The following is a 17447-nucleotide window of genomic DNA, read 5'->3' as shown; positions in this document are numbered from 1 at the left end:
CGGACGAGCGGGGCGCGCCGGGCGCGTCTCAGTAGGCGGAGGAGCTGTGGGCGTCGAGGCTGTGGACCTCGTCGCCGCGCAGGGCCGGCGAGAACACGCAGACCAGGCGCAGGTCCTCGTGCGGGCTGGCGACGAGGAAGTGGGCGTCGTGCTGGTCGAGGGCGTACATCCGGCCCGGGACGATCTCGTGCGAGGTGCCGTCGAGCTCGATGACCTCACCGGAGCCCTCGATGCAGTAGCAGGCCTCCAGGTGGTTGACGTACTCCAGACGCGACTTGGTGCCGGCGAGCACCGTGGTGTCGGTGAGCGAGTAGCCCAGGCCGTCCTCGGCGAGGAGGAAGCGGCGGCTGAGGCCGTTGCCCCACTCGACGGTCTTCACGGACTCGATGTCGCGAACGATCATGGCAATCTCCCGGTGTGAGGTGGTGCACGGATGGTGCTGATGAGGGGTGGAGCTCGCTTCCGCTGGCAGGGAAGGTCAGTGCGGCCCTTCGGGCAGGACCGAGCGGACGAACGTGCGGAAGGCGGCGGTCACATCAAGGCCGCTCTCCTGCGCCCGCTCCACGGCGGCCACCGCGGCGGAGCCGATGATCGCGGCGTCGGCGCCGGATGCGCCGACGGCTTGAACGTCCTGCCGTGTGCTGACCCCGAAGCCGACGGCTATCGGGGACGCCGTGTGCGCCCGTAGATCCGTGACGGTCTGCGCCAGCGCGGCATGGCCGGCCGCCGGCGCGGTCCCGCTGCGTCCGTAGTGGGCGACGAGATAGAGGTAGGCGCGGGCCTGGGCGGCGGCCTGGGCCCGGACCTCGGCCGGGCTGCTGGCGTAGCAGGTGGTGACCACCGCCAGCCCGGCCGCCCGGGCCGATTCCAGGTGCGCCTCGCGCAGCCGCGGGGGCAGCGCGTGCAGGAGGAGTCCGTCCGCGCCCGCCGCGGCGATCTCGCCGGTGGTCGCCGCGAGATCGCGGTGCCTCAGGGAGTGGCTCCAGTCGGCGAGGAGGGCGATCCGCAGGTGCGCCAGGTGCGGCCGTACGCCGGCGATGAAGGCCAGTACATCGTCCAGGCCGGCGCCGCCACGCTCCAGGGCCCGGCCGGCGGAGCGCCGCACGACGGGGCCGTCGGTGACCGAGTCGGGGAACGGGACGGCCAGCTCCAGGCAGTCCACGCCCTCCTCGTCGAGCATCAGGACCAGGTCCCGCAGGACCGGCAGCGGCGGGTCGCCCGCGTTGAGGAACAGGGCCAGGCCGGGGGCGGTGCCGGGCCGCCGGGTCGCGAAGAAGGGCGCGGGGCCCCCTGCCGGCGACGCCTGGGTGCGACGGGCCGCCGGGGTCGGGGCCGGGGCGGTCCCCGCCCGCTGCGCGGCCGGCGCCGCGGGCCTAGACACGGGCCACCGCCGGCGTACGGACCGCGGATGTCCCCGCCAGGCGCCGTGCGAGGTCGTGGGCCTCGCCGGAGCGGACCGCGCCCTCGGCGAGGGCGACCGCCGAGGACCAGTCCCGGCGCAGGCCTGAGGCCACCACCAGGGCGGCCGCGCCCAGGCAGACCGTGTGGGTGGCCACCCGGCCCGCCGTGCCGGCCAGGACGGCCAGGAAGTGGTCGACGGCCGCGGCGGGCTCGGAAGCCGGCCGCAGGTCCCCGAAGGAGCCGTCGCCCGGAATGAGTTCGCCCGGCCGGATGATCCGCGTCAGGGACTGCTGCCCGTGGACGGTGTTGGTGGCGAAGGGCAGCAGCTCGTCCGCGCCGGTGTCGTTCGACGTCAGCCAGATCCGGCGGGTCGTCGTGGTCGCGGCGAGCCGGCGCAGGGTGTCCAGGGGAGCGGCCGCCGAGACCCCGGTGACCTGGGCGGTCACCGGCAGGTCGGCGAGGAAGGGGCCCAGTGCGTTCAGGAAGCGGCCGAACGGCTTCATGGAGTACGGGGCCACCGTCCGCGCCAGCCGGGTCAGCTGCGCCGGATAGACGAAGGGCCCGGCGAAGGCGATCCCGTGGGCGGCGAGGGTGTCCTCGGTCTGCGCGTAGGAGGAGGTGAGACGGACACCGAGCCGTTCCAGCAGGTCGACGGAGCCCAGCGAGCTGGTGTAGGCCCGCGACCCGGTCTTGACGACCTTGACCCCCGCGGCCGCGGCCACGAAGGCCGAAGCGGTGGAGATGTTGAAGGTCTTGGGCCCGCCGCCGGTGCCGACGACGTTCACGGTGCCCTCCCAGGAGGTGGTCACCGTCGCCGCCGGCCGGCGCTCGGCGAGCGAGTCCAGCAGGTGGCGCAGGGTCTGGTGGTCGGGGAGCCGGCTGGCCAGGGAGGCCAGCAGGGCGACGACCTCGCTCTTGTCTAGCTGGCCGTCGCCGAGCTGGTCCCACCAGGACCGCCAGGTCTCCCGGCCGACCGGGGCCCGCTGCTCCAGCAGGCCGGTGAGTGCGTCGTGCACGGTCGCTCTCCGTCTCGTCTGCGTCGGGGTGGTGGTGGGTGGTTCTACGCGGCCGCCGTGCGGCGGGCCTCGGCGATGAAGGTGTCGATGGCCTCGACACTGCGGAAGTTGTTGGGGTCCAGGTCGGCGTCGCCGATGGCGAGCTCGAAGCGGTCCTCGACCCAGGCGATCAGCTTGAGGACGCCCAGGCTGTCGATGACCCCGTCGTTGAGCAGGTCGTGGTCGACCGCGAGCTCGGAGGCCGGGGTGCCCGGGAGGAACTCGGTGATGACGAAGTTCTTGATGGTGTCGATGTTGCTCATGACGGGATTCCTTCGGCGAGAGGTGTGGCGACGGATGTCGTGGCAGGTGCCGGTACGGGCGTGGCGGTGGGTGCGGCCGTGGGGGAGGCCGGCTGGTCGAGCTGGTCGAGCGCCTTGCGGTCGACCTTTCCGGTGGCGGTCTTCGGCAGCGGGGCGTCGGTCAGCGTGAGCTGGTGGGGGACCGCCGCCCTGGGCAGGTGCCGGGCACAGTGCGTACGCAGCTGCAGGCCGGTCAGGGGGGAGCCGGGGGCGCGCCGGACGGCGGCGATGAGCCGCTTGCCGGCGATCGGGTCGGGCAGGGCCGCGACGCCCGCCTCCAGCACGTCGGGGTGTTCCTGCAGGACCCGTTCGATCTCGGCCGTGTTGACGGCGACCCCGCGCACCTTGACCTGGAAGTCGGTGCGTCCGCTCAGGTGCAGGGTGCCGGCCGCGTCGCGCCGTACGAGGTCGCCGGTGCGAAACCAGCGCCGCCCGTCCAAACCCAGCGGGTGGGCGGTGAACTTGTCGGCGTGCCGGGTCCGGTCGAGGTAGCCGCGGGTCTGGAACGGCGTGGAGACATACAGCTCCCCACTGCCCGGCCCGTCCACGAGCACCCCGGTGTCGGGGTCCAGGATCAGGGCCCCCACGCCCGGGAGCGGGCGGCCGATGGGGACGGGCGCGAGCGCGCCGGCCGAGGAGTCGGCGGCCTCGACCTCGTGGACGAAGCTGTCGTTCGTCTCCGTGCATCCGTAGATGTTGTGGATGCGGGCCTTGGGGAAGAGGGCGGGCAGCGCGCCGAGGGTGCGGTCGGGGATGGCGTCGCCGGTGAACATGACGTGCTCGACGCCGGGGAAGGTGTCGCCGGTCTTGTCGGCCGCGTCCTGGAGCAGTCCGAAGGCCATCGGGACGGCCTGCACGACGTGGACGTCGTGGCGCAGGACCAGGTCGCGCAGGTGGCGTCCGTGGGCGGCCAGCGCCGGGTCGACGAGGACGACGCGCCCGCCGCGGGCCAGGGTGGTCCACACGTCGAGGAGACAGAGGTCGAAGTTGAGGGGGGCGTAGTTCAAGACGGTGCGGTCGGGGCCGATCCCGAACGCGTTCCCGGCCCAGCGGGTGAAGCGGTCCACGGCGTCCAGGCTCAGCGGGACGATCTTCGGCAGGCTGGTGGAGCCGGAGGTCGTCAGCATGAACGCCACGTCCGCGGCCTCCTCGGCCGGCAGCGGCTGGGCCCGGACGGCCGGGTTGGGCGTGACCCTGGCCGGCTGACCGCCGGGAGCCAGCACCCGGGCGCAGCCGGCCTGGGCGAAGAGATCGGCGAGCAGCGTGTCGGCGAGGGCCGGCGACGGCAGCAGCAGCGGCCGGCGGGCCAGCAGACAGCCCAGTACGAGGGCCACGGCGGCCGGCGACTTGTCGGCGAGGACACCGACCGGCACCGCGGGGGCGAGCTCCAGGCGCGCGAGACGGTCACGTTCGCGGCCGGCGAGCTCGTACAGCTCGCGATAGCTGGTCTCCTCCCCGTTGAAGAGCAGCGCGGTGGCGTGCGGGCGGTCGCGGACCTGGGTCAAAAACCCTCCCAGGAAACCGAGTTCGACAGCCGGGGCGGCCGGGGCGGCCGGGACGCTCGTCGTCATGGCCGGTCCTCTCCTTCCTGCGGCGCCGGCTGCGCGAGCTCGATCCAGCCCGACTTCACGGCCGCGCCCCTCGGCGTCTTGCAGGTGAAGCGGACGACGCGGGCCTCGGCGTCGGGCTGCAGGACGATCTCCAGCGGGATACCGGGGGGCACCGGGGCCGAGAAGCGGCAGCCCAGGCCGCGGACCCGGGCGCAGTCGCCGGCCGCGAAGCGGTCCACGGCCTCCTCCACGGCGAGGGCGACCACGCTCATGCCGTGCGCGATGACGGTGTCGAAACCGGCCCCGCGGGCCGCGTCCGCGTCGAGGTGGATGGGGTTGAGGTCACCGGAGGCGTGGGCGTACGCGGTGATCCAGTCGGTGGTCAGCGCGTGCACCGCGGTCTGCGGCTCGCCCGCGCCGGCCGGGGCGGGGGCGGCCGGGCCGACGCCGATGTCACCGAAGGGCTCCAGCAGCGTCGCACCGACCAGCAGGGCGGAGATGGTCAGTTCCGCGAACGGCTCGGGGCCGTCCTCGCCGACGAGGTGCACCCGCAGCGCGATCCGGGCGCCGCGCGGCTCCTTGCGGATGCCGGCCACCTCAAGGGCCACGCTCACCTGCTCGCCCGGCCGGACCGGCCGCACCGTGCGGATGTCCTGGCCGAGGTGGACCACCGAGACCGGGCCGGGCTCGGCGGCGGTCAGCGCCGCGACGGTCTGCTCGGCCACCGTGTGGGCGAGGACGAAGGTGTGGACGGGGGAGGCCTGACCGGGCCGGGCGGTGGGCAGCCCCCGCCGGGCCGCGCCCCGGTAGTCGGTGATCTCGGGTTCGGTGACGGTGAGCGTCCGCAGGGGGGAGGGCAGGGTCAGCAGCGTCATACCGGCGTCACCACCACGGAGGAGTTGTGGCCGCCGAACCCGAAGGAGTTCGTGATCGCGGGTCCCGGGCGCACGGCGCGGGGTGCACCGTGGACGACGTCGATGTCCATTCCTGGCTCCAGCTGTTCGTGGTTGGCGGTGGGCGGTACCTCGCAGTGCCGCATGGCCTGCACGGTGGCGATGAGTTCCACGGCGCCGGCGGCGCCGATCAGATGGCCGATGACCGACTTGGGTGCGGTGACGGGCGGCTGGGCGGAGCCGAACACCTTGGTGAGGGCGGCGGCCTCGGACCGGTCGTTGTGCGGGGTCGAGGTGCCGTGGGCGTTGACGTGGACGATGTCGGACGGGTCGAGGCCGGCGTCGGCGATGGCCGAGGCCATGGCGGCCGCGGCTCCCGCGCCGTCGGGCAGCGGCATCGCGAGGTGGTGGGCGTCGGCGGTGGCGGCGTACCCGGCGACCAGGCCGTAGGTCCGGGCCCCGCGCGCCCGCGCGTCCTCCAGCCGTTCCATGACGACGAAGCCCGCGCCCTCGCCCATCACGAAGCCGTCGCGGTCCTTGTCGAAGGGGCGCGAGGCGTGCTCCGGGTCGTCGTTGCGGAAGGAGACCGCGTTGAGGTTGCCGAAGCCGGCCAGGGTGACCGGGGTGAGGGTGTGCTCCGCGCCGCCGGCGATGACGAGATCGGCGCGGCCGGTCTGGAGCAGCATCAGGGCGTGCCCGACCGCGTCGGCGCCGCTGGCGCAGGTGTTGGCGACGGTCAGCGCGGGACCGGTCCAGCCGAGCCGGATGGCGATGTGCGCGGCGGCCGCGTTGGGCATGGTCATCAGCGGCATCAGCGGGTTGACCCGGGCCGGCCCGCCCTCGGTGTAGTGGGCGGACTCCAGGTCGCTGGTGGCCCGGCCGCCCACCGCGTTGCCCACCACGATGGCGGTGCGGCCGGCTTCGGCGGTGGGCGATCCCGCGTCGCGGTGCGCGGCGAGCGCGGCGGCCGTGCCGTAGTGGGCGAAGGGGTCCATCCGGCGGGCCTCCTTGGCCGGGACGAGCCCGGCGAGGCCCTCGAGGCCGCGGACCCGGCAGCCGATCCGCACCCGGTGGCGGCCGAGGTCGAAGTGGGTCAGCTCGGCGGCGGTGGACCGGCCGGCCCGCAGCGTGTCCCACAGCTCGTCCGGGGTGCACCCGCCGGGGGTGACCACGCCCATGCCGGTGATGGCGACGGGCACAAGCGCCGAACTGCCCCTGGACGGTCCAGGCATGTCTGCTCCCTAAAGGCGGTGAGGGCGGTCGTCGTGAGGGGGGTCAGATGATGCGGCACTCGCGCGCCGACTTGATGAACGCCTCGGCCGCGAAGTCGAGGTCGGCCTTGGTGTGCGCCGCGGTGATGGCGATGCGCAGCCGGGCCAGGTCGTTGGGGACGGCCGGGGTGACCACGGGGAGGCCGATGACACCGTTCTTGCGGCACACGGTGGCGTAGTCGTAGGCGGCGGTATCGGATCCGGCGATGACCGGGACGACGGCGGTCTCGCTGTCGACGGTGCTGATGCCCGCCTCGTGCAAGGTGGTGCGGAACCGCTCGGACTCGCGCTGGATGAACTCCACACGCTCCGGCTCGCGCTGCAGGATCCGCAGGGACTCCAGCGCCGCCGCGCTCTGGGCCGGGCCGAGCGCGGCCGAGAAGAGGAACGGGCGGGCCGCGTACTTGAGGTGGTGGATCAGCTCGGCCGAGCCGGCCACCCAACCACCCATGGAAGGAATGGCCTTGGAGAGGGTGCCGAGCTTGACGTCGACCTTCACCTCGTAGTCGAAGTGCTCCTCGATGCCCTTGCCGGTGGCACCGATGACACCGAGCGCGTGGGCCTCGTCGACCATCAGCAGCGCGTTGTGGGCGTCGCACACCTTGCGCAGCTCGACGAGGGGGGCGATGTCACCGTCCATCGAGTAGACACTGTCGACGATGACCAGACGGACACCGGTGTCGGGGGCGGCGGCCAGCCGCCGCTCCAGGTGGGCGACGTCGTTGTGACGGAAGCGGGTGACGGTCGCCCCGGAGAGCTTGCAGCCGTCGACGATGCTCGCGTGGTCGTACTTGTCGATGAAGACCGTGTCGCCGGGACCGACGATGGCACCCACGGTGCCCACGTTCGCCGCATAACCCGAACCGAACACCAGCGCCTGTTCACGGCCCGCGAACTTGGCGACCTCGGCCTCCAGTTCCTCGTGCAGCGGCGTGGAACCCGCCAGCGCCCGCACCCCGTGGTTGCCCGTGCCGTACCGGTCGACGGCGGCCTTGGCCGCCGACACCACCCGCTCGTCACCGGCCAGACCCAGGTAGCTGTACCCGGACATCATCAGCAGCCGCCGGCCGTCCTGGTCCGCGTACGCCGAATCCCGCTCGACGGTGTAGGCGACGAAGCTGTTCTTGCGATTCGGCTCGTACTCCAGCGACCGGACACGGTCGCGGAAGTAGGCCAGCTTCGGCTCGAGTCGGCTCCAGGCGGCGGATGCGTTCACGTGCTTCTCCTCGTCGCGATCGTCCGGCGGACCCGGAACTCCATCGGTGCTCCGCCGTTGTTCCGGCGGGGCTCTAGTGGAATTCCATTAAGACTCGGGGGGCGCAATAGCGCCGCAAGAGGAAGGACAGGGCCGTACTCGAAAAGCGAAGGACAATCCCCGGACCTCGGCTTTCATTCGCGAAGGAATGTTTTGCCGGTCGCTGTTGACATGCCAAGACGGCCCGCCGGTATCCTCTGAATCGCACGAGCTAGGGGGGACACGGCCGGAAGCCGACCGTTTCGGAGAGTGCATAGTGCTGATCAGACTCATAGGTCTTGTCACGATCGAGCCGGACGGAGCAGCGCCGCAACACCTGTCGAGCGCCCAGGCGCAAGTGGCCTTCGCCCGCCTGATCCTCGAGCGGACCGGCGGCACGGACCGTGACCAACTGGCCGAGACCATATGGCCCGAAGGCCTGCCGGACACCTGGGCCTCCGCGCTGCGCAGCCTCGTGAGCCGCGTCCGCACCTTCGTCACCACGCCACAGGACCAGCCGGGAGTGACCCCGCTGGTCGCCCAGGGCGGCCGGTACCTCCTGCGGATACCGCAGGACGCTGCCGTCGACGTGGAATGCGCGGAGACCGCCGTCACCGAGGCCGCGGAGGCGTACGCGGAGGGCGCCTACGCCGTGGCACAACAGCTCGCCGCCGGCGCGGTGTCGAACCTGCGCGGCTCCTTCCTGCCCTCCCACGAGGGCGAGTGGGTCAACGCCATGCGCGAGCAGCTCGAAGAGGTCCGCCTGAAGGCACTGGAGACCGCGAGCCTGTCCTCCTCCGCCCTGGGCGACGAACACCACGCCCTGAGGTACGCGGAGGAGGCCGTGCGCCGGGCCCCCTTCCGGGAAAGCGCCTACCGCTGCCGGATGGCGGCCCACACCCGGGCCGGCAACCGGGCCGAGGCACTACGCAGCTACCAGCAGCTGCGCGAGGTACTGGCCGAGGAGCTCGGGATCGATCCCGCGCCGGAGACGGAAGCGGCCTACCTGGAGCTGCTGCGCACCCCCGAACCCCGCGCGTTCGCCCCGCGCTCCGCGGCCGGCCTGGACCCGGTGCTCATGGGCGTCTTCGAGATGGACCACCGCGCCTCGGCCCCCCGCCCCTGCTCCCTGGCCGACCACGGCTGCGTCACCCACCCCGTCACCCACCCCGTCACCTCGTTCCCCGCCGCCTGACCCCCTCGCACGCCGAAGGCCGCCGCGGACCCCGCGGCGGCCTTCGCCCTGCCCACCCCAGGCCGGCCCCGAAGCCATACCGCCCGTACGGCCCGTACGGCCCTACGGCCCGTGCCGCAGGTGCCGTCTGCGGCCGCCGGGGCACGGCGAGCGGCCCCGGCCTCCCCTGGGGGTGGGAGGCCGGGGCCGGGGGAGGGGAGGCCAGAGGGATCAGGTGATGGACACACCACTGTCGATGCTGATGACCTGGCCCGTCATGCAGTCCTGCTCCAGGAAGAGACGGGCGCTGCGGGCGACCTCCTCGACCGTGACGAAGCGGGGGATGGGGGCCTTGCCCTCCATGCCCTCGATGACCCGGTCCGGGAGCGTGTTCGTCATACCCGTGATCATGAACCCGGGGGACAGCGCGTTCACCGTCACCCCGCGCCGCCCGCACTCCGACGCGAGGGTACGGGTGAAGCCGATCAGACCCGCCTTGGAGGCGGAGTACGCCGTCTGCCCGGCCGTCGCGATGATGCCCGACGGCGACACGATGTTGATCACCCGGCCCCACCGCTGCCGCAGCATGTGCGGCACCGAGACCCGGGCGGTGTGGAACGACCCGATCAGGTTGGTCTGGATGACCTGCGCCCAGTCCTGCGGGTTCTGCATCGCCATCAGGCTGTCCTTGCGGATCGCCCCGTTGTTGACGAGGACGTCCACCGGGCCGAGCTCGGCGGATATCCGCTCGTGGAGGGCCTGGGTGGCCTCCCACGAACCGACGTCCCCGGTGACCAGCACCGAGGGGTTCACCAGCTTCTCCTGCACGGCCTCGGCGGCCTGGCGGGCGCTGTTGTAGTGGACCGCGACCCGACAGCCCAGCGCGTCGAGTTCGAGCGCCAGGGCCTGGCCGAGGCCGCCCGAGGCACCGGTCACCAGCGCGACCGGGGACTCGGGCCGCTGTCCCGCACCGTTCTTGCTCATGCCGCGACACCGCCCCATTCCATCAGGATCGAACCCCAGGTCATGCCCGCTCCGAAGCCGGCCAGCAGGACCTTGTCACCGGCCTTGATACGGCCCTCCTCCAGAGCCTCGGTCAGCGCGATCGGGATCGACGCCGAAGCCGTGTTGCCGTACTTCTGAAGGTTGGTGATCAGCGCCTCCTGGCGCAGGCCGGTGTGCGACAGGATCGAGTTGATGATCCGGATGTTGGCCTGGTGCGGAACGACGTGGTCCACGTCGGCCGCCTCCACCTTGGCGTTCTCCAGCGTCTCGCGCACCGTACGGACGGTGTAGCGGACGGCGTTGAGGTAGATCTCGTTGCCGTTGATCTGCGCGTAGTGCAGGCCCGCGTCCAGCGTCTCCTGGGTGGTCGGCATCCGGCTGCCGCCGGCCAGGACCTTCAGCGAGCCGGTGCAGGCGCCGTCCGCGCCCAGGTTCCACGCCTTGACCCGGTTCTCCGCGCCCGGCTGCAGGACGATCGCGCCCGCCCCGTCACCGACGAGGATGGACAGGTCGCGGTCGGCCGGGTTGGCCGTCAGCGTGTGGGTGTCGGACCCGATCAGCAGGATCGGGCGGGGGTCGATGGCGATCAGCGCCATCGCGGACACCAGCCCGTAGACGAAGCCCGCGCACTCGGAGTTGACGTCGTGCGCGCTCCCCGAGATGCCCAGTTCGTGATGGACGAACGCGGACGTCGCCGGGGAAGGCTGCTCGGGCGTGGCGGTCGCGACGATGAGGTGGGCGATGTCGGCGCCGGTCAGCCCCGCCTTCTCCAGCGCACGCCGGCCGGCCTCGACGGCCAGGGAGGCGGTGGTCTGCCCCGGATTGACCGCCCGCCGCTCGCGGATGCCGCAGCGGCTGACCACCCAGTGCTCATCCACGCCGAACCGTTCGGCGAGCTCCGCACTGGTGACGATGCGTTCGGGTACGGACATGCCCCACCCGGTGATGTCGAAGCCGGTCACGTCACCCCTCGCTACGCCTGAGCCGGGACGAGATCGACGATCTTCGCGTAGACGTCACGCAGCGTGGTCGTGTCGTCGAGGTCCGCGAAGAGGGACTCGTCGGCCGGGATGTGCGGGTACTGGTTCTGGAATCCGTACAGCCACTCCATCAGGTCCAGCGAGTCGACGTCCGCGATGTGCTGGAGCGGGGCGTCGGGGCTGACCTCCGCGGCACCCGAGACGGCCTCGAGCTGGCTCGCCAGTTCTTCGATGGTGGGCAGCGACATGGGGTCGGTCCTCTCTCGGCAATGCAACTCGGCAGTGCGTGTCTTGTTTTCGAGAGCGATAAAAGCTCCGCCCCCGCAAGGAAGGCGCAACACCGCACCGGATCCAGAATCCGGGCCCTCTTGCGCACGCCTTGCGGGGCATCGGGTTTTCTCGGTCGCGAATTCGGAAACAAGGCCCGCCGGACACGCAGGAAAGAGGATCAGGATGACAACGGTCGCCCCCAAGTCGGTGGACCCCGAGGTCGATGCGATCAGGCACCACTACGAGGTCAGCAACGATTTCTACCGACTCCTGCTGGGCCCCACGATGATGTACTCGGGCGGCTACTGGGAGGACGGCGAGGACCTGGTCGCCACCCTGGACGAGGCGCAGGAGCGCAAGCTCGACAAGTTCGCCGAACTCGCGAACGTCAGCGCCGGCACCACCAAGCGCGTCCTGGACATCGGCTGCGGCTGGGGCACCATGCTCAACCGCCTCACCACCGTGCACGGCGCGGAGCAGGCCGTCGGCCTGACCCTCTCCCGCACCCAGGAAGCGTTCATCGACGGGCTGAACAACCCGAAGATCACCACGCTGGTCCAGAGCTGGGCCGACTACAAGGTCGCCGACGACAGCGAGAAGTACGACGCCGCGTTCTGCATCAACGCCCTGGAGCACTTCGTCTCCTCCAACCTGCCGCCGAAGGAGCGCACCAAGCGCTACCGGTACTTCTTCCAGCAGGTCGCGAACGCCCTCAACCCGGGCGCGAAGTTCGTACTGCACACCATGACCGCCGAGGCGCTGCCGATGAACCGCGCGCTCCTGGACGACCTGAAGTTCCTCCAGCGCTCCGAGTTCGAGGGCTGCCACATCCCCCACCTGAGCGAGCTGTCCGCCGCCGCCGAGGGCCTCTTCGAGATCGACGAGATCGTCAACGAGCGCGAGTCCTTCGCGATGGCCTGCCGCGCCTGGCTGGTCCTGCTCGCCGAGCGCCGCGACGAGGCCGTGGCCCTGGAGGGCGAAGAGGTCGTCTCCCGCTTCGAGCGCTACCTCGACATCTTCGCGTACACGCTCGAGGACAAGTTCTTCAACAACTTCCGCGTCACCATCACGCGCCGCTGAGGAGGTCGACGTGACGAGCATTCTTGAGCCGGCCAAGGACGGCGGAGCACGCACGGGCACCGAGAGCGCCCCCGGCGGCCGCGGCCCCACCCGGCACCTGCGGGTCGCGGTCATCGGCACCGGCTTCTCGGGCCTGGGCACCGCCATCCGACTGCTGCAGTCGGGCATCGACGACTTCCTGGTGTTCGAGCGGGCCGACGAGGTCGGCGGCACCTGGCGCGACAACAGCTATCCGGGTTGTGCGTGCGACGTCATGTCCCACCTCTACTCGTTCTCCTTCGCCCGCAACCCGAACTGGAAGTCGACGTTCGCCTCCCGCGACGAGCTGTACGCCTACCTGCGCGACACAGCCGACCGCTTCGGCGTACGCCCGCACATCCGGTTCGGGCACGAACTGGAGGCCGCCCGCTGGGACGAGGGCGAGCGGCACTGGAAGATCGAGACCTCGCAGGGCCAGTACACCGCCCAGTTCCTGGTCACCGGCACCGGCTACCTCAGCGAGGCCGCCGTCCCCGACATCAAGGGACTGACCGACTTCGAGGGCAAGATCTTCCACTCCTCGAACTGGGACCACGACCACGACCTGGCCGGCCGCCGCGTCGCCGTCATCGGCACGGGCGCCTCCGCCATCCAGTTCGTACCCAAGATCCAGCCCGAGGTCGGACAGCTGGACCTCTACCAGCGCACGCCCCCGTGGATCGGCCCCAAGCCCGACAAGGCCAACAGCGAGCTCCACACCAAGCTGCTCCGCTCGCTGCCCGGCTACCAGCAGTTCCGGCGCGGCTTCAACATGTGGGGCCGGGAGATCCTGGCCTTCTTCTGGAAGCGCCCCAAGCTCGCCGAGAAGGTCCAGAAGATGGCGAGCGACCACCTGAAGAAGTCGGTGGCGGACGAGGCGCTGCGCGCCAGACTCACCCCCGACTACCTGGTGGCCTGCAAGCGCCTGCTGTTCTCCAACACCTGGTACCCGGCGATCCAGCAGCCCAACGTCGAGATCGTCACCGACGGGATCGCCGAGGTCCGCCCCAAGTCGATCGTCACCGCCGACGGTGTGGAGCGCGAGGTCGACACCATCATCCTCGGCACCGGATTCCAGGCCACCGACCGCCCGGTCGCCCGCCGGATCTGGGGCAAGGGCGGCGTCCGACTGCGCGAGGCCTGGAAGGACGGCATGGCCGCCCACCGGGGCACCACCATCGCCGGCTTCCCCAACCTCTTCATGCTCCTGGGCCCGAACACCGCCCTGGGCCACTCCTCGCAGACCGTCATGATCGAGGCGCAGGTCCAGTACGTCGTCGACTCCCTGAAGCAGGCGGACAAGCGCGGCCTGGCCAGCATCGAGGTCCGCCGGGAGGCCCAGGACGCCTACAACCGGAAACTCGACAAGCACCTCGAGGGCACCGTCTGGATGTCCGGCGGCTGCAAGAGCTGGTACCTCGACGCAAACGGCCGCAACACGACGGTCTTCCCCACCTACACCTGGCGCTTCCGTCGCGGGACCAAGCGCCTCGACCTGAGCGAGTACCAGCTCGCTTCCCGGGTGCGCAGCACCAAGCCGGTACCTCACCAGTAGGAGACGCACGAGATGAGCAGCACCCACAGAACTGCCGCGGGCACCCCGGCCGAGCCGTCCCGCCGCCGGGTCCTGGGCGGGATCGCGACCACGGCCGTCGCGGTCGTCGGCTGGAACACCGTGTCCCAGACCTGGGCGACGGCCGCCGAGGCCGCCGGCAACGCCGACGTCGTCCCCGTACCGGGACTGGCCGGAACCCTGGAGACGACCCCCGGCGTCGTCGACGCCTTCGCCAACGACTTCGGGCACCTCTTCGACGGCGCCGCGAGCAAGCCGTGGGCGGTGCTGCGCCCCGGCAGCACCAACGACATCGTCAAGATCGTCGACTACGCCCGCACCAACAACATCAAGGTCGCCGTCAACGGCCAGGGCGGCACCGGCAACGACATCGAGTCCCACTCGGTCTACGGCCAGGCACGCGTCCCCGGCGGCATCTCCATCGACGCCAAGGGCATGTCGAAGATCATCTCGATCGGCAACGACACCGCGGTCGTCGAAGCCGGAGTGACCTGGGGCCAGCTGACCGACGCCACCCTCCAGGTGGGCAAGACCCCGCCGGCGCTCCCCGACTACCTCTACATCTCCATCGGCGGCACCATCAGCATCGGCGGCATCGGCGGCACCGTCCAGAAGTACGGCCTGCTCTGCGACACCGTCCAGTCCATCGACATCGTCACCGGCGACGGCAGGCTCGTCACCGCCAGCGCCACCCAGCGCACGGAGCTGTTCAACGCGGCACTGTCGGGCGGCGGCCAGGTCGGCATCATCGTCCGCGCCACCGTCAAGCTGATCCCGGCCCCCAAGCGGGCCGTCATCTTCAGCCTGTTCTACAGCAACGTCGAGCAGTACCTCGCCGACTCGGAGAAGGTCCTGGCCGACGGCCGCTTCCAGGTCCACGCCGGCGAGATGCTGCGCACCCCGGACAACTCCGGCTGGCGCTACAAGCTGGAGGTCGGCGCCACCTACAACACGACGCCGCCCAACCGCACCAAGCTCGTGTGCGACCTCAAGGACGTCCGCGCCGACGCCGTCATCGAGGACGTCTCCTTCCGGGACTACATGTTCCGCCTCGACGCCTACGAGGCGTACCTGAAGGAGGGCGGCCACTGGTACACGCCCAAGCCGTGGCTGAGCATGTTCCTGCCCGCCTCGAAGACCAAGGCGTTCATGAAGCTCGTCGAGCAGGAACTGGACGACAGCTCCCTCGGCGGCGGATTCCTGCTCTTCTACCCGTTCTACACCTCGAAGATCAAGCGGCCGCTGGCGGTGATGCCCAACGAGTCCGTGGTCTACCTCTTCGACCTGCTGCGCTTCCCCAACCCGGGTGAGCCCAACATCCAGGGCATGATCGACCAGAACCGCCGCCTGTACGACATCGCGGTCGCCAGCGGCGCCAAGCGCTACCTGGTGGGCTCCATCCCGATGACGAGCGCCGACTGGCAGAAGCACTTCGGCAACCGCTGGACCGGCTTCGTCAACGCCAAGCGGAAGTTCGACCCCAACAACATCTTCACGCCCGGCCAGGGCTTCTTCGCCTGACGGCAGGCCGGCCGGCCGTGAAGACCCGGCGGTGGGGGCAGGGGAGAGGGACCCCGCCCCCACCGCCTTTCCCATAGCGAGTGGAGGCTGCGAGATGACGACGTACGACCTGATCGACGAGGCGGTGATCGACGCCCCGGCGGATGCCGTCTGGGACGCCCTCGTCGCCGAATTCCGCGGCGCCAAGAAGTGGTGGGTCCCGCACAACACGTTCACCGCCGTCTCCGGCGCCCCCGACGAGGTCGGCGGCACGGTGGGCGTGGTCGTGCACACCAAGGGCGTCGACAAGGGCGGGCTGAAGCTGCGCTTCACCTCCCGCACGGTGGCCGTGGAACCCGGCCGCCGACTCGACATCGAATACGTGGACGGCGTCTTCCGCGGCCCGAGCACCTTCCTGCTCGAACCGCTGCCCGGCGGCCGCACCCGCGTCTCGATGCACTTCACCGGCAGCCCGCACGGCTGGCTCAAGGCCCTGGCCAAGGTCGCCGACCTGGGCGCGGAACACTCCAAGGCCACACTCGCCGCCTTCGCGTCACTGGACCGGCAGCTGTCGGCGGTACCCCGGTGACCGCCGCCCCCCAGACCGCCGGCGAACTGACGGTCCGCACCGACGACGGCGCGGAACTGGCCGTGACCGTACTGGCCCCCCTGCACGGGACACCCCGCGGCGCCGACGTGGTCCTGCTGCACGGCTGGGCACACACCCGCCGCGCCTGGGGCACCGTCACCGACCGCCTGATCCGCGCCGGACACCGGGTGGTGGTCTACGACCAGCGCGGCCACGGCGCGTCCACCCTGGGCCGCACCCCCGTCTCGGTGGAGCGCCTCAGCGCGGACCTGGCCGCGGTCCTGGGCGAGACCGACGCCCGCGAGGCCGTCCTCGTCGGCCACTCGGGCGGCGGCTTCACCGCCCTGTCCTACGCCGCCACCTCGCCCTCGGCGAGCCGGCTGCGCGGCCTGGTCCTCCTGGGCACCGCGGCACACGGCCAGGACACCCCGGACAGCGAGGTGAAGATGATGGGCAGCGAGCTGTTCTCCCGGGCCCTGCGCCGGCCCTGGCTGGGAGGCAAACTGCTCGGCTCCACCCTGGGCAAGGACGTGGACCCCGTCGTGCGCGACGTCAACCGGCAGATGTTCGCCGCCACCACGCCCCGCGTGCGGGCGGACTTCTTCCGCTGCACCCGGGGCTGGGACGTCCGCGAGGCCCTGAAGTCGGTCACCACCCCCGCCGTCGTCCTGCACGGCGACAGCGACAAGGTGATCGACATCGCACTGGCCGAAACCCTCGCCGAGGTCCTGCCCGGCGCCCGCTTCGAACCGGTACCCGGCGCGGGCCACATGCTCGCACTGGAACGCCCGCTCCTCGCGGTCGCCGCCGTCACCGAGCTCGCCGCGCGATGATCGAGGAACTCCTTCCCCCGGGCGTCACGTCATCGGAAGCCTTCGACGACGCGGCGCCCGCCCCTCTCTTCCCGGCCGAGGCGGCCCTGATGGAGGGCCGCCGGGCCCACCGGCGCACCCAGTTCGCCACCGCCCGGGCCTGCGCCCGCCGCTGCCTGTCCGACCTCGGCCGCCCCACCGGCGCCCTGCTCCCCGGACCGGGCGGCGCCCCCCGGTGGCCCTCCGGGGTGGTCGGCAGCATCACCCACTGCGAGGGCTACCGCGCTGCCGTGGCGGCCCCCGCCTCCGTGATGGCCGCCGTGGGCATCGACGCGGAACCGGCCGGCCCGCTGCCCCGGGGCGTCCTCGCCCTGATCGCCTCCGAGGAGGAGCACGCCCACGTGGCCGCCCTCGCCTCGGCCGACCCCACCGTCCCGTGGGACCGCGTCTTCTTCTCCGCCAAGGAGGCCGCCTACAAAGCCTGGTACCCGGCCACCGGCATCTGGCTCGGCTTCCGCGACGCCACCCTCACCCTCTTCCCCGACGGCGCCTTCACGGCGACCATGCACCCCAAGCCGCCCCCGCCCGTGGACCCCCACTACCGGGGCCGCTGGCTGGCCGGCCCGGACCTGGTCCTGACCGCCGTCACACGCGAGGGCCCCCGGCCACCCGAGAAGGCCGCCGCACCCGCACTGACCTCCTCGGCGGCCCCCCGCTAGGACACGGACACCGGCCCGGGC

18 protein-coding genes are annotated in these 17447 nt (G+C 71.6%); 7 read left to right on the top strand and 11 right to left on the bottom strand.

The features are described from left to right. Positions 1 to 28: 28 nt before the first annotated feature. From ACZ4VT_RS29855 to ACZ4VT_RS29820, 8 genes are all read right to left on the bottom strand, one after another. Positions 29 to 403: an ectoine synthase gene (locus tag ACZ4VT_RS29855; RefSeq protein WP_030721055.1), complete on the bottom strand. Its 375-nt coding sequence runs from the start codon at positions 401 to 403 to the stop codon at positions 29 to 31. A gap of 75 nt (positions 404 to 478) precedes the next feature. Next, positions 479 to 1381: a tryptophan synthase subunit alpha gene (gene trpA, locus ACZ4VT_RS29850; protein ID WP_467954300.1), complete on the bottom strand. Its 903-nt coding sequence runs from the start codon at positions 1379 to 1381 to the stop codon at positions 479 to 481. Then, the gene (locus ACZ4VT_RS29845) at positions 1374 to 2417 is read right to left on the bottom strand and encodes a hypothetical protein (RefSeq protein ID WP_467954298.1); all 1044 of its coding nucleotides are present in this window, start codon (positions 2415 to 2417) and stop codon (positions 1374 to 1376) included. Before ACZ4VT_RS29845 ends, trpA begins: the two co-directional genes overlap by 8 nt. Positions 2418 to 2461: 44 nt before the next feature. After that, on the bottom strand, positions 2462 to 2719 hold the full coding sequence (locus ACZ4VT_RS29840; protein ID WP_362812995.1) for an acyl carrier protein: 258 nt from the start codon (positions 2717 to 2719) through the stop codon (positions 2462 to 2464). Then, positions 2716 to 4329: an AMP-binding protein gene (locus ACZ4VT_RS29835; protein WP_467954296.1), complete on the bottom strand. Its 1614-nt coding sequence runs from the start codon at positions 4327 to 4329 to the stop codon at positions 2716 to 2718. The genes ACZ4VT_RS29840 and ACZ4VT_RS29835 overlap by 4 nt, the downstream gene beginning before the upstream one ends. Beyond that, complete coding sequence (locus tag ACZ4VT_RS29830) at positions 4326 to 5183, bottom strand: MaoC/PaaZ C-terminal domain-containing protein (protein ID WP_467954294.1); 858 nt, start codon at positions 5181 to 5183, stop codon at positions 4326 to 4328. Before ACZ4VT_RS29830 ends, ACZ4VT_RS29835 begins: the two co-directional genes overlap by 4 nt. Continuing rightward, positions 5180 to 6433, bottom strand: a complete 1254-nt coding sequence (locus ACZ4VT_RS29825) for a beta-ketoacyl-[acyl-carrier-protein] synthase family protein (protein WP_467954292.1) — start codon at positions 6431 to 6433, stop codon at positions 5180 to 5182. The genes ACZ4VT_RS29830 and ACZ4VT_RS29825 overlap by 4 nt, the downstream gene beginning before the upstream one ends. A gap of 43 nt (positions 6434 to 6476) precedes the next feature. After that, positions 6477 to 7688 (bottom strand): aminotransferase class I/II-fold pyridoxal phosphate-dependent enzyme, encoded by a 1212-nt coding sequence (locus ACZ4VT_RS29820; RefSeq protein WP_351301108.1) that lies wholly within the window; start codon positions 7686 to 7688, stop codon positions 6477 to 6479. Positions 7689 to 7983: 295 nt separating this feature from the next. On the opposite strand from ACZ4VT_RS29820, the gene ACZ4VT_RS29815 reads away from it, so the two are divergent. Beyond that, positions 7984 to 8901: an AfsR/SARP family transcriptional regulator gene (locus ACZ4VT_RS29815; protein WP_362812983.1), complete on the top strand. Its 918-nt coding sequence runs from the start codon at positions 7984 to 7986 to the stop codon at positions 8899 to 8901. Positions 8902 to 9111: 210 nt separating this feature from the next. Here the strand turns inward: ACZ4VT_RS29815 and ACZ4VT_RS29810 are convergent, their stop codons facing one another. The 3 genes from ACZ4VT_RS29810 to ACZ4VT_RS29800 are packed head-to-tail and all read right to left on the bottom strand — an operon-like array spanning position 9112 to position 11113. After that, complete coding sequence (locus tag ACZ4VT_RS29810) at positions 9112 to 9864, bottom strand: SDR family NAD(P)-dependent oxidoreductase (RefSeq protein ID WP_467954290.1); 753 nt, start codon at positions 9862 to 9864, stop codon at positions 9112 to 9114. Then, positions 9861 to 10847: a 3-oxoacyl-ACP synthase III family protein gene (locus tag ACZ4VT_RS29805; RefSeq protein ID WP_362812977.1), complete on the bottom strand. Its 987-nt coding sequence runs from the start codon at positions 10845 to 10847 to the stop codon at positions 9861 to 9863. The genes ACZ4VT_RS29810 and ACZ4VT_RS29805 overlap by 4 nt, the downstream gene beginning before the upstream one ends. Positions 10848 to 10858: 11 nt before the next feature. Continuing rightward, on the bottom strand, positions 10859 to 11113 hold the full coding sequence (locus ACZ4VT_RS29800; protein WP_030390264.1) for a hypothetical protein: 255 nt from the start codon (positions 11111 to 11113) through the stop codon (positions 10859 to 10861). A gap of 205 nt (positions 11114 to 11318) precedes the next feature. Between ACZ4VT_RS29800 and ACZ4VT_RS29795 the strand changes: the two genes are divergently transcribed. The 6 genes from ACZ4VT_RS29795 to ACZ4VT_RS29770 all read left to right on the top strand — a co-directional run bounded on the left by ACZ4VT_RS29795 (position 11319) and on the right by ACZ4VT_RS29770 (position 17426). Next, a complete protein-coding gene (locus ACZ4VT_RS29795; RefSeq protein ID WP_362812974.1) occupies positions 11319 to 12215 on the top strand; it encodes a class I SAM-dependent methyltransferase in 897 nt (298 codons plus the stop codon). Positions 12216 to 12225: 10 nt separating this feature from the next. Continuing rightward, complete coding sequence (locus tag ACZ4VT_RS29790) at positions 12226 to 13788, top strand: flavin-containing monooxygenase (protein ID WP_467954287.1); 1563 nt, start codon at positions 12226 to 12228, stop codon at positions 13786 to 13788. 12 nt (positions 13789 to 13800) lie between these two features. Further along, positions 13801 to 15327: an FAD-binding protein gene (locus ACZ4VT_RS29785; protein WP_467954285.1), complete on the top strand. Its 1527-nt coding sequence runs from the start codon at positions 13801 to 13803 to the stop codon at positions 15325 to 15327. A 94-nt stretch (positions 15328 to 15421) separates the two neighbouring features. After that, positions 15422 to 15895, top strand: a complete 474-nt coding sequence (locus ACZ4VT_RS29780; RefSeq protein WP_362812966.1) for an SRPBCC family protein — start codon at positions 15422 to 15424, stop codon at positions 15893 to 15895. After that, complete coding sequence (locus ACZ4VT_RS29775) at positions 15892 to 16728, top strand: alpha/beta fold hydrolase (protein WP_467954283.1); 837 nt, start codon at positions 15892 to 15894, stop codon at positions 16726 to 16728. Before ACZ4VT_RS29780 ends, ACZ4VT_RS29775 begins: the two co-directional genes overlap by 4 nt. Next, complete coding sequence (locus tag ACZ4VT_RS29770) at positions 16725 to 17426, top strand: 4'-phosphopantetheinyl transferase family protein (RefSeq protein ID WP_467954281.1); 702 nt, start codon at positions 16725 to 16727, stop codon at positions 17424 to 17426. Before ACZ4VT_RS29775 ends, ACZ4VT_RS29770 begins: the two co-directional genes overlap by 4 nt. The last annotated feature ends 21 nt before the right edge of the window (positions 17427 to 17447 follow it).

This window comes from Streptomyces sp. NPDC029164 (genome assembly GCF_055563995.1).
The sequence above is the reverse complement of the archived record's forward strand: the minus strand, read 5'-3'. Positions and strand labels throughout refer to the sequence as shown.